We start from the raw sequence: 13,051 nt of genomic DNA on the forward strand, positions 1-13,051 counted from the left end.
AACCCTTAAATTTATATCCTATTCAGCTCGAAGATAGTTATATTTACTCAAAATATTTTCTACTTTTTTATGACCGGTAAATTCATCTTCAAGCAAATTTCATTTATAACGCTTCTTCTTATCCTCTGTTGTCATACTTCTAGTTGTTCAAGTAACGGAGGAGGTAAGTCAGAACTGAATGCTAACGATACAGCGAAACACACCAACGGCCTTATTAATGAAACCAGCCCATACTTATTGCAACATGCTCACAACCCGGTAAATTGGTTGCCTTGGAGTGAAGAGGTCTTTGAAATTGCAAAAAAAGAGAATAAACTCGTGCTAATTAGTGTTGGTTATTCGTCATGTCATTGGTGTCATGTTATGGAGCATGAAAGTTTTGAAGATGAGGAAGTTGCTTCAATTATGAATGAAAACTTCATTTGTGTAAAAGTAGACCGAGAAGAACGACCTGATGTTGATCAAGTTTACATGGACGCCGTTCAGTTTATGACTAATGGTAATGGTGGATGGCCACTAAATTGTTTTACTTTACCCGACGGTCGTCCGATTAAAGGAGGGACATATTTTGAAAAAGAACAATGGATCGAATTATTAAATAATTTAACTTATAACTATAAAAAATCCCCGCGACGTTTTGAACAATATGCAGACAATGTTATGCATAGAATTGAACAAAACGAATTAATCGAAATTGCAGACACGGACATGAATTTCGAAGAAAATGTATTGGATAGTTTAATTCGAAACTGGACTCCTTTTTTCGATACAATATTTGGCGGAGATCTCCGCACCAATAAATTTCCATTACCAAATAACCTTGATTTCTTGATGCAATACGCTTATCACAATAATGACACGGTTGTGATGAATCATGTTGACCTCACCTTGAAACACATGGCTTTAGGCGGAATTTTTGATCAAGTTGGAGGTGGCTTTTCGCGCTATTCGACAGATCCACAATGGCGTGTACCGCATTTTGAGAAAATGCTATATGACAATGCCCAACTGATTTCCCTTTACAGTAAGGCGTATCAAAGAACTAAAAACGAAACTTATAAAAAGGTAGTTTATCGCACTATCGAATGGGCTTATCGGGAAATGATGCATTCTAACGGAGCTTTTTATGCTGCCCTAGATGCCGATACTGAAGGCGAAGAAGGTAAATTTTATGTTTGGAAAGAAGAAGAACTAAAAACAGTTTTGGAAGAAGAAGAATTTCAACTGGTTAAAAATTATTATCAAATCAATAAGCAATCGCTTTGGGAGGGCAAACACATTTTAACGAGAGCTGAGTCAGACCAAGAATTTGCTATGAAAAATGGTTATACAAATGAGGAATTAACCAAAACAATATCAAAAATCAATCGCAAATTACTTCAAGATAGAAACCAGAGAATAAAACCAGGGTTAGACGACAAAGCTTTAACATCTTGGAATGCATTAATGCAAATCGGTCTATTAGATGCCTACCAAGTTTTTAAGGAACCTCTATTTTTAAGAGCTGCAGAACAAAATGCGAATTGGCTATTCAAGCAACAAATTAAAGAAGATGGTGGTTTATGGCATACTTTTAAAGATGGCCAATCGACTATAAATGGATTTTTAGAAGATTATTGTTTTACGATAGAAGCCTGTATTAAATTATACGAAGTGAGTTTTGACGAAAGTTATTTATCAAAAGCAGATCAACTTGCATCCTATGCAATAGCTCATTTTTATAACGAAAAACATGGCATGTTCTACTTTTCATCAGATGAATCAGAATTATTAACGCGAAAAATGGAAATAACGGACCAAGTTATTCCAAGTTCTAATTCAACCATGGCTAGCGTTTTATTTGATTTAGGAATTTTACTGGATAACCGTTCCTATAAAGAGAAGGCAAAGCAGATGTTAGCCAATGTATACAAAGACATTCCTCATTTCCTTGGGAATTATAGTAATTGGGGAATTTTAGCACTGAATATGACCCATCCGTACTATGAAGTTGCTATTACGGGAAAAACCTGGAAAAATCTTCAAGAAGATTTAAATGAGTTTTATATTCCTAATCGTTTATATATGGGAGCAGATACTACGAGTAACTTGGCCATATTAGAAGGTAAATTTTTAGCTCAACCGACGATCTTCGTCTGTATTGAAGGCGCATGTAAAATGCCAACTGAATCTGCCAAAGATGCCATTGAACAAATGCAAGAGTAGCGAATTCAATGAATATACCTTGCACTCGAAAAATTAACAGTTTCTTATTAATATCAAATTAAATAGTGAGCCAATAATCCTTCAATAAATAGTATATTTGGAGCATATGGCAGAATTAGAATCATTAGAGTACAATACTGGCCGACCAAAAATGCAAATTCCTGAATACGGTCGTAATGTACAGAAGATGGTTGATCATGCAGTTTCATTATCAACCAAAGAGGAGCGGAATAAAGTCGCGCAAGCAATTATTAAAGTAATGGGTGAATTAAAGCCCGAATTACGTGATGCAGAAGAATACAAGCCTAAACTTTGGACACATTTGTTCATCATGTCTGATTTTAAGCTCGACGTTGATTCGCCCTATCCATTGCCTGATCGTGAAGTTTTGAAAGAAAAACCAAAAAAAGTCGATTATCCTCAATCTAGAATTAAAATTGGACACTACGGTAAAAGTGTTGAAAAACTTATTGCCAAAGCTTGTGAAATGGAAGAAGGTGAAGAACGCCAAGCCTTAATTAAAACCATTGCCTCATTAATGAAGCAGTTCTACTTGACGTTTAACTCGACATCAATTGAAGATGATATGATTGGTGAACATTTGAGAAAACTGTCGAACGGTAAAATTATCATTGACGATTTATCTTTTTTACCTTCAACCAGTTCGATTATTAAAACACACGGCTTAAACACAAATTCGAACAACAACAACAATAAGAAGCAGAACAAGAATCGAAATAAAAACCGAAATAAAAACCGTAAACGCTATTAATTAACATGGGGGCATTTGAAATTCACGGTGGAAAACCGCTAAAAGGGGAATTAATTCCGCAAGGTGCAAAAAATGAAGCTTTACAAGTACTATGTGCTGTTTTAATGACGAGTGAAAAAGTAACTATTAGTAATATTCCTGATATTATTGATGTGAATAAACTCATCAACTTACTACAAGCAATGGGTGTAAAAGTTGAAAAAATTGAAAAAGGCACTTATAATTTCAAAGCCGCTAAGATTGATTTGGAATACCTTAAAACTGAGGATTTCACAAAAAGGGCGTCCGGTTTAAGAGGTTCAATCATGATTATTGGACCACTTTTGGCGAGATTTGGAAAAGCGTATATGCCTAAACCAGGTGGTGATAAAATTGGCCGACGACGCTTAGACACCCACTTCGAAGGCTTTACTTATTTAGGTGCAAAATTTAATTTTGACCCTAAAACTTATTTCTATACGGTAGAAGCAAAAAAACTGGTTGGAACTTATATTCACCTCGATGAAGCATCAGTAACCGGTACTGCAAATATCGTTATGGCGGCTGTTCTCGCGAAAGGTGAAACTACCATTTATAATGCGGCATGCGAACCGTACTTACAACAATTGTGTAAGATGCTAAATAGCATGGGAGCAAAAATTACAGGTATTGGCTCTAATATGCTAAAAATAAAAGGCGTAAAAGAACTAGGAGGATGCTACCATCGCATTTTACCTGACATGATTGAAATCGGATCTTTTATTGGATTAGCTGCAATGACACGGTCAGAAATCACAATAAAAGATGTGAGTTACCCTGATTTAGGAATCATCCCAAGCATTTTCCGAAAGTTAGGAATTAAAATGGAACTCAAAGGGGACGATTTGTATATTCCAGCTCAAGATTCGTACGAAATTGAAAAATTCATCGATGGATCAATTTTAAACGTTTCTGATGCTCCATGGCCTGGTTTTACACCTGATTTATTAAGTATTGTTTTAGTAACCGCCATTCAAGCAAAAGGTTCTGTACTCATTCACCAAAAAATGTTTGAGTCGCGTTTATTTTTTACGGATAAATTGATTGATATGGGGGCACAAATAATTCTTTGTGATCCGCATAGAGCTGTTGTAATTGGAATGAATCATGAACACCGATTGAGAGGAATTAGCATGACCTCACCTGATATTAGAGCCGGTGTTTCGTTATTAATTGCTGCACTTTCCGCTGAAGGAAAAAGTACAATACATAATATTGAACAAATTGACAGAGGTTACGAAAACATTGATGTAAGGCTTAATAATTTGGGTGCCGATATTAGAAGAATAGGTTAATCATATACATATTAATCCAATTTCCTGCTAACAACTTGTGCTAATATTAGACTTTATAATCTAGCAAACAAACACACGTTCTTAAAACGCGTATTTAATGCCGTTGAAACATTGATGGGTAATAAACGCGAAAGAAGATTTCTCGTTTAATAATAAGCAAGAGCAATCTATTTATTATTCCAAAAATTCATCGTACGTTCAATACCTATAGTCACAAAGCTCTTAATAAATTCTTTGCAAACCTCTAGTCTTTCAGCCATGGCGCTTTTTTCATCTTCAGACCACTCTCCAAGCACATAATCAACTTGACGTCCTTTCGAAAAGTCGCTACCAACACCAAATCGAAGACGCGGATACTCTTTTGAGTTTAAAACTGCAATAATGTCTTTCAAACCATTGTGTCCACCATCACTACCTTTTCCCTTCATTCTTAATTTTCCAAAAGGTAAGGCAATATCATCCGTAATAATTAATATTCGGTCAACGGGAATTTTTTCTTGCTGCATCCAATAGTTAACCGCTTTCCCACTTAGGTTCATAAAAGTATTGGGTTTAAGTAACAATACTGTTCGCCCTTTATGTTTCACAGTAGCTAACTCCCCTAATCGTTCCGTTGAGAACGAAGCATCATATTCTTTTGCCAATGCTTCCACAACTTTAAATCCAATATTGTGGCGCGTTTCTTCATATTTATATCCAGGATTTCCCAATCCAACAACGAGGTATTTCATCTTAAAATAACTGTAAATATAACCAATAAAAAAAGGTTGCTCTAACCGAAATTAGAACAACCCTTTAAATTTATAATTGTGATTTGACTATCCTTCTGCTCCTTCAGCAGCTTCAGTAGCTTCTTCAGCTTCATCTTCCTCTTCATCAGTATTAACAGCACCTCTTGCCATTTTAACTGAACAAATAACCGCACTTGCAGCATTCTGAATGTTTAATTCATCTGTATTTACGTCTCTTACACGAATCGCTTGTCCAATTCTTAATTTTGAGATATCTACTTCAATTGAATCTGGTAAATCCCCTGGTAAAGCATACACTTTTAATCTTCTAAAGATTTGTTGCAATTTACCACCGTTCAATACACCTGGTGCACGGCCAACTAAGTTAACTGGAATGTTAACCTTAATTTTCTTGTCATCTTGTAATTCAATAAAATCAACGTGAATAATTTTATCAGTTACTGGGTGAAATTGAATGTCTTGAATGATTGACTTAATTGTTTTCCCTTCAACTTCAACATTAATGATGTAGACATTTGGAGTATAAATCAATTTCTCCATATCAACGTGTGAAACGCTGAAGTGAGTTTGCGAACCTGTTCCATATACTACGCAAGGTACTTGACCTGCATTTCTAATTTGCTTCGCATCTTTTTTCCCTACGTTCGACCTAAGCGAACCGCTCAATGATACTTCTTTCATTATATATTTAATTTATGCGTGTGTTATTTTTACACGCGGTTTATTTACACATTAAAATGTTTACTAATCGACTCTTGACTAATTAAACTTTTCATTACAGCAGCATATAATTCTGCTACAGTTAACACTTTAATTTTATCTGATTCTTGTTTAAGTGGTATAGTGTCTGTAACCACCAATTCCGTTAAACCTGAATTTTCAATTCGTTCGAAAGCTGGACCCGATAATACAGCATGTGTACAAATTGCCCGTACTGATTTCGCTCCTTTTGACAAAAACAAATCAGCTGCTTTTGTTAGTGTGCCTGCCGTATCAACCATATCATCAACAAGAATTACGTCTTTTCCAGCAACATCACCAATTACGGTCATTTCAGCTACTTGATTCGCCACTTTTCTTTGTTTATGACATATCGCTAAACCTAAATCCAATTTTTTCGAGTAAGAATTAGCACGTTTTGCTCCTCCGGCATCAGGAGCAGCAATAATCAAATTACCCGTGTCAATTGATTGAATATATGGTAAAAAAATTGTGGATGCATAAAGGTGATCTACTGGTTTTTCAAAAAAACCTTGAATTTGATCTGCGTGCAAATCCATTGTCATAATTCTATCTACACCAGTAGTTTCAAGCATCGCTGCCACCATTTTCGAACCAATTGCAACACGAGGTTTATCCTTACGATCTTGTCTTGCAAATCCAAAATAAGGAATTACAGCTACGATTGAACGCGCAGATGCGCGCTTTGCGGCGTCAATCATCAGTAGAAGTTCAAATAAATTCTCAGTAGGCGGCATTGTAGACTGAATCAAAAACACATCTTGTCCACGCACAGTTTCTTCAAATGAAGGTTGAAATTCACCATCGCTAAACTCAGTAACAATGACGTTTCCAAGGCTAGTACCGAATTGATCTGCAATTTTATTTGCAAGTCCCTTAGTTGCTCTACCAGAAAATATTTTTACCCCTTTTGACATGATTCTCCAATTTTGGAAGCGCAAATTTAATCACAAAACTTGAAAAAGCCCAGTTTTTCATTGAAATACCTACCTATTTTTTTAATAAAAAACATGTTATAGATTTTCATCAACCTATGATTGTACCCATTCCTCACCTTTTTACGGTATTTTTCTTGATGTATTTCTGCTAAGCAATTTAAAGTTTTTACCTTTATGGACTTATATTATTACGATATGAAATACGAAAAAATAAATAATTCGCTCTTTATAAAAAATCGAGCAAAATTTACAGCTGCAATGGAGCCAAAATCTGTTGCAATTTTTAACTCAAATGACATCTATCCTGTAAGTGCGGATAGTACAATGCCATTTAATCAGCATCGTGATATCTTTTATTTATCAGGAGTTGATCAAGAAGAGAGTATATTAGTCCTATTCCCTGATGCATTTAATGAAGAACATAGAGAAATGTTATTCGTTCGCGAAACAAACGAACATATTGCAATCTGGGAAGGAGAAAAATTGACAAAAGAAGCCGCGTTTGAAACTTCAGGTATTAAAAATGTATATTGGTTAGATCAGTTTGATAGTATCATGAAAATTATCACTGCTCAGGCCGAAAACCTTTACATTAACACAAATGAACACACGCGAGCAGACACGACAGTTGAAACACGAGAAGATCGATTCATAAAAACTCTCAAGGTTAAGTATCCCGCTCATAATGTAAAGAAAAGTGCTCCAATCCTACACCGAATTCGTGCAGTAAAAGAAACGACGGAAATAGAGCTGATGCAAAAAGCCTGCAACATTACCGAAAAAGGAATTCGTAGAATACTTTCGTTTATTGAGCCTGGAGTTATGGAGTATGAAATTGAGGCTGAATTAATGCATGAATTTTTATGGAATCGCTCAAAAGGCTTTGCGTATACGCCAATTGTAGCATCTGGTAAAAACGCTTGTGTACTTCATTATATACAAAACAATAACCGTTGTAATGATGGTGATGTAATTCTTTTAGATGTAGGAGCTGAATATGCAAACTACGCTTCAGATTTATCACGATCTTTACCTGTTAACGGTCGCTTTACCGATCGACAAAAACAAGTGTACAATGCTGTTTTACGAGTTAAAAAAGCATCTGAACAATTGTTAGTCCCGGGAACATTTTTAGGAGAATACCACAAAGAGGTTGGTAAACTCATGGAATCAGAATTGATTGGTTTAGGGTTACTCGATAAGACAGATATTAAAAATCAAGATCCTAATTGGCCAGCCTATAAAAAATACTTCATGCACGGTACTTCGCACTTTATTGGTTTAGATACTCATGATGTAGGTTTATGGACAGAGCCTTTGAAACCAGGCATGGTATTCACTTGTGAGCCGGGAATCTATATCCAAGAAGAAGGCTTAGGAATACGATTGGAAGACGATTTGGTTGTTCAAGCAAGTGGAAAACCATTCAACCTTATGGGCAACATTCCTATCGAAGCTGACGAAATTGAAGGATTAATGAATGCTTAATGATTGCATTCAAATCTAACGACATCAATCTATATTTCAGGGTTTCTGGCAAAGGAAACCCTGTTTTTTTCCTACACGGCTTTCTTGAAGATCATTCGATGTGGGACACCCTATACCCACACATAGAAGAACTAGGGTTAAAAACATATTGCTTTGATTTGCCATGTCATGGTTTAAGTCGATTTTATGATCGTCAATGTTCTATGGAGCAAGTTGCTCAACTCTTATTTGATTTTATCCAAGAAAAAAAATTAAGTAATGTTACAGTAATTGGCCATTCAATGGGTGGGTATATAGGGCTGGAGCTCGCAAAGTTGATTCCTATAGATTTGATACTTCTTCACTCTAATTTTTGGGAAGATTCGAACCAAAAGAAAAAAGATAGAAATCGGGTTATTGAAATTGTAAAAACTAATAAGAACAAATTACTCCTCGAAGCTATTCCCAACTTATTCGCTCCAACCAATAAAGAAAAATGTTATAAAACAATAGATCACCTTATAAAAAAAGCGAGTAAAATCCCACAACAAGAAATTATTGCAACCACTATAGGCTTAAGGGATAGAAAGGGAAATCATGCCATTTTAGAAAAAATACCCGTGACTGTAATTCATGGTGAATTTGACCCAATTATTCCCACCAAAAAACTAATTGACGAATTAAGCACTATCAACCGAAAAACCCCATTACATATCATCAAGAACGCTGGACATATGAGTATTTGGGAACAGCCTCATCAACTAATTAATTTGCTCAAAATGATTCTAATTAAATAAAATAAAATATTTTTGCCCTTTTTCAGTTATACTAAGTCGAACTAAATTTAACATGTCCAAAAGCACATTCAAATACTTGCTGTACTCGCTAGTTATTGGCCTGGGGATTATCAGCTCCTGTTCGACTGAGAAAGATGCTCTGCTAAATGTAGGGTATCATAATATGACGGCTAGATATAATGGCTACTACAATGCCGGGGTAATTATAGATGAAGCTCTTTTCAATTTTAGAGACGGTTATCAAGAAGATTACACTCAAATTTTACCGCTGGATTTATACCCGAATGAGGAAGAAGTTGCTGGAATGGTGCCTGCATTAGAAGATGCTATAGAGCGTTGTTCCAAAGTTGTTGTTCGACATAGCATGCCAAATCCTCAAACGGTAAAAAATAAAAAAAACGAAAATTGCAGGTGGATTGATGATAATTGGTTAGTAATTGGTCAAGCCTATTATATTAAAAGAGATTATAAAGAAGCTAAGCAAAAATTAAAACACGTGTCCGAATCAGAAATGTTCCGAGATGAGGAGTCGATTTTTGAAGCGAGGATATGGTTAGCCAAAACCCATATTGCCCTTAAAGAATTTTCAGAAGCCAAACGAATTTTAACAAATGTTGAACAATCCGTAAAGCGTGCTGAGGCTGACCAAGAGAAAGACAAAAAGAAACGTCCAAAAAGCAAATATCAACGAAAAAAAGCTCGAAAAGCGGCGAAAGAAGAGAAAAACAGTAAAGCCGCAGAGTTTCCTAAAAAACTAAAAGAAGATTTTGAGCTGGTTTACGCAGAGTTATACATTGCACAAAAGGAATATAAAAAAGCCATTGAACATTTAGAAAAAGGTATAGAACTTTGTAAAAAAAGAAAAAAACGTTCGCGTTATCAATTTGTGCTTGCACAGCTTTATGAAAGAGAAGGTAACCTTGATAAAGCAGGTCTTTTATTTGACAAAGTAGCAAGTTCTAACGCGCCTTATGAAATGCGTTTTAAGGCAAAGATTAAAACTGCTTTAGCTGCTACAGGAGGAACGGAAGATATCGTAAAAGAGCTTCAGAAAATGTTAAAAGACGGCAAAAATCTGGAGTATAAAGATCAAATTTATTATGCATTAGCAGAAATTGATGTAAAGAAAGATGATATTCCAAATGCCAAAATAAACTATACAGAATCGGTGCTATGGTCAATTAGTAATGATCTTCAAAAAGGAATTTCTTATCTCGCGCTTGCGGATATACATTTTGAAGAACGGGATTATCTGAGTGCCCAAAAGTATTATGACAGTTGTGTACAAGTCCTTCCAAAAGAACACCCGGATTATGAAATGTTGCAAAATAAGGCATTAGGTTTAGCTGATTTAGTTTTTCATTATGAGACAGTGACATTCCAAGACAGTGTTCAAACAATAAGTAGAATGTCCGATAAAGAACGGCAAAAATTTCTTGAAAAAACCTCAAAACAATTGATTGCTGAAAGAGAGAAAAAAAAGATTGAAGCCGAGCAACGATTATTGCAACAACAAGATCGAATTAATCAGCAGCAACAACAGCAACAAGGTAATGGTCAAAAAGGAAAAGGCTATTTTGCAAATCCAAAACAAGTTGCTTCTGGTTTTAATGATTTCAGAGGTTTATGGGGTCAGCGACCTTTAGAAGATAACTGGCGAAGAGCAAATAAATCATCCTTTGAAGAAATTGTAGATGAAAACGGTGAAGCTGTAGATAGCCTAAAACAAGATGAATACGATGTGGAACTATTACTCCAAGATATCCCACTAACACCTGAAGCAATTGACTCTTCCAACAATAAAATAATGAACTCTTTATATAATTTAGGCATGATTTATAAGGAGCAGCTAAAAGAAGAAAAGGAAGCAGTTGTATATTTTGGTGAAGTTGTAGAACGAAATATTGAACACGAAAAAGTACTTCCTTCACTCTACCAACTATACCTTATTAATAATAAAAAGGGGAATGGTCAGGCGAACACATACAAATCAAAAATTTTAAGCGATTATCCAGATTCTGAAATTGCTCAAATCATCAAAGACCCTGAATACCTTAAGAAAAAAGAATTAAAAGATCGCGAAGAATTAAATGCCTATTCTAATGTACTAAGAACATATAGAAGAAGAAGTTATGGAGTAGTTATTACAGCCTGTAACGAAGTCATTACAAATGAGCCCGACAATCAATTCCTACTAAAATATTATCTGCTCAAAGCTTTTTCTCTTAGTAAAATTACTCCCGGTAATGTGGAAGCTATTTCAGAACCGCTTAAAACTGTTTACGAGAAATCACCAGATTCCGAAGAAGGAATTCAAGCTAAAACGTACTTAGGTCTTCTCGAACAAGGTGAAAACATCGTTGAACCTGATCAAGATGTTGCACAGCCCGAGTCACCTTATGAGTTTAAAGAAGAAGGGAAGCATTTCTTTATAGTTGCAATTCCAGCAGACAAAGGAAACGCTGGGTCTGCCAAAATTAGTGTGTCCAACTTCAACAGTGAGTTCTATCGAAATGATCGTTTAGCACTTCAAAATGCTCCTTTAGGAAATGCCATTACATTAATTGTTGTGCGATCGTTTGAAAGTTTAGAAGATGCAAAAAAATACCGAACAGCCTTTCAATCAAATCAAGCGAAAAAAACATTAGGTAAAGTATCATCTGATTATCAACACGCAATTATTTCAACAACTAATTTCACAACGTTGTTCCGTTTAAAAGATTTTGCGCAGTATTACGATTTTTACAAATTGAATTACTAATTCACAGCAATTTAGGTTGCAACTTTTTTGAAGTTTCATGCGTCTATTTTCTGAACAGTCAATAGACTGATTTCACAAGCCTTAATTAGAAACTTCAAAACTGATCAATCAATGAAACTTACACTTGCTTTACTCTTCTCGTTTCTCTCTCTCACTATTGCTTTTTCTCAATCCGTTCCTCCGTACACCGGCATTGATTATGCCACAGATTATACAAATCCATCTGAAGGTGGGCCATGTGGAGATATTACTAACATTAACCTAGCTTTAGGGGATGCCGATTTTGAACATGGTACTGCTGAGGTACCTCTTGGCTGGTCTTTTTCAGGAACTTGGAATAGTGGAACGACCTATTTCGACGGACCAGGAGATGAAGTTTTATTGGTATCATTACATACCTATACTGAGTCATGGCATGTAGCTCTTCGGTTGTCGGATGGGACAACTACTGACTTTCAAGATTACGACTTAACCCTTGTAACATCCGACGGAACAGGTCCCTTATCCACTTGTTGGGCTCCAGGTGGTGGATCAATTACATATGAAAGACCTTCTCAATTACTCGATTTCGCAGATTATACAATACCCGCTGGTGTTGGTGTTATAGGAATTGTCTTTGAGCCATATGCGGATGGTGCCGCTAACCCTGATCCTCACGGTGTGCTAATACTAGAAGGCACCCCTTTTGAGGATCCCTGTGAGGCGGATGAAACACCCACTTCATATTTTGAATTCGTAATTGGTGAAGATTCATCAGAGGACGGGATCACAGGTAGTTGTTATATCAACGAAGTTCAATTTAACAGCCTAGCAGAGGATCCAATTTCTGGAGTAATCACGGAATGGAATTGGAGTTTTGGAGATGGTTCAACTTCTACAGATGAAAACCCAACCCATACCTATGGTGCACCTGGAACCTATACGGTAACTTTAACTGTTACAACAGGCGCAGGTTGTACAGCCACTTACACCATGGATATTATAATGACTGAAGGTTTATCTCTTGATTTTATAATTAACGACCCTTCTTGTTATGGTTTTTCTGATGGTTCGATTACGGTAAACGTAGAGGGAGCTGGTGGAGACCTAGTTTTCGATATTACTAATGAAGACGGAGAAACTATCAACGAAGATAATTCTAACACGGCAAACTCATTAACTTCTGGCTGGTATTATGTTAATGTATCCGATGGAACAGATTGTGATGGAATTGGGGAAATTTTCTTAGATCAACCGGGAGAATTAGACATTGATTTAACCATCACTGATCCGCTTTGTTTTGGATTTGAAACAGGCTGGGTAAAG

10 protein-coding genes are annotated in these 13,051 nt (G+C 35.9%); 7 read left to right on the top strand and 3 right to left on the bottom strand.

Features of this window, described 5'->3' with window-relative positions; all coding sequences use genetic code 11:
• Positions 1–69 precede the first annotated feature (69 nt).
• The 3 genes from A8143_RS15435 (at position 70) to murA (ending at position 4,290) form a co-directional block, all read left to right on the top strand.
• Complete coding sequence (locus tag A8143_RS15435) at positions 70–2,205, top strand: thioredoxin domain-containing protein (RefSeq protein WP_083261417.1); 2,136 nt, start codon at positions 70–72, stop codon at positions 2,203–2,205.
• Between the two features lie 106 nt (positions 2,206–2,311).
• Positions 2,312–2,977 carry a DUF4290 domain-containing protein gene (locus A8143_RS15440; RefSeq protein WP_066759852.1) on the top strand — a complete coding sequence of 222 codons (666 nt, stop codon included), beginning with the start codon at positions 2,312–2,314 and terminating at the stop codon, positions 2,975–2,977.
• A gap of 5 nt (positions 2,978–2,982) precedes the next feature.
• Positions 2,983–4,290, top strand: coding sequence for a UDP-N-acetylglucosamine 1-carboxyvinyltransferase (gene murA, locus A8143_RS15445; RefSeq protein ID WP_066759854.1), 1,308 nt, complete (start codon positions 2,983–2,985; stop codon positions 4,288–4,290).
• Between the two features lie 167 nt (positions 4,291–4,457).
• Here murA and pth read toward each other — a convergent pair whose 3' ends face one another.
• The 3 genes from pth to A8143_RS15460 form a co-directional block, all read right to left on the bottom strand.
• Complete coding sequence (gene pth / locus A8143_RS15450; protein WP_066759856.1) at positions 4,458–5,021, bottom strand: aminoacyl-tRNA hydrolase; 564 nt, start codon at positions 5,019–5,021, stop codon at positions 4,458–4,460.
• Between the two features lie 87 nt (positions 5,022–5,108).
• Entirely contained in the window at positions 5,109–5,723 is a 615-nt protein-coding gene (locus tag A8143_RS15455; RefSeq protein WP_066759858.1) for a 50S ribosomal protein L25/general stress protein Ctc, read from the bottom strand.
• 44 nt (positions 5,724–5,767) lie between these two features.
• A complete protein-coding gene (locus A8143_RS15460) occupies positions 5,768–6,700 on the bottom strand; it encodes a ribose-phosphate diphosphokinase (RefSeq protein ID WP_066759860.1) in 933 nt (310 codons plus the stop codon).
• Positions 6,701–6,916: 216 nt separating this feature from the next.
• Here A8143_RS15460 and A8143_RS15465 point away from each other — a divergent pair, with 216 nt between their 5' ends.
• The 4 genes from A8143_RS15465 to A8143_RS15480 form a co-directional block, all read left to right on the top strand.
• Positions 6,917–8,209: an aminopeptidase P N-terminal domain-containing protein gene (locus A8143_RS15465; RefSeq protein WP_066759871.1), complete on the top strand. Its 1,293-nt coding sequence runs from the start codon at positions 6,917–6,919 to the stop codon at positions 8,207–8,209.
• Positions 8,209–8,985: an alpha/beta fold hydrolase gene (locus A8143_RS15470; RefSeq protein ID WP_066759862.1), complete on the top strand. Its 777-nt coding sequence runs from the start codon at positions 8,209–8,211 to the stop codon at positions 8,983–8,985. Before A8143_RS15465 ends, A8143_RS15470 begins: the two co-directional genes overlap by 1 nt.
• Before the next feature lie 52 nt (positions 8,986–9,037).
• The gene (gene porW, locus A8143_RS15475) at positions 9,038–11,746 is read left to right on the top strand and encodes a type IX secretion system periplasmic lipoprotein PorW/SprE (protein WP_066759864.1); all 2,709 of its coding nucleotides are present in this window, start codon (positions 9,038–9,040) and stop codon (positions 11,744–11,746) included.
• Positions 11,747–11,857: 111 nt separating this feature from the next.
• A partial coding sequence (locus tag A8143_RS15480; protein WP_139134394.1) for a PKD domain-containing protein occupies positions 11,858–13,051 on the top strand: 1,194 nt, incomplete at its 3' end.

The organism is Crocinitomix algicola, assembly GCF_001661595.2.
GTDB classification, from domain to species: domain Bacteria; phylum Bacteroidota; class Bacteroidia; order Flavobacteriales_D; family Crocinitomicaceae; genus Crocinitomix; species Crocinitomix algicola.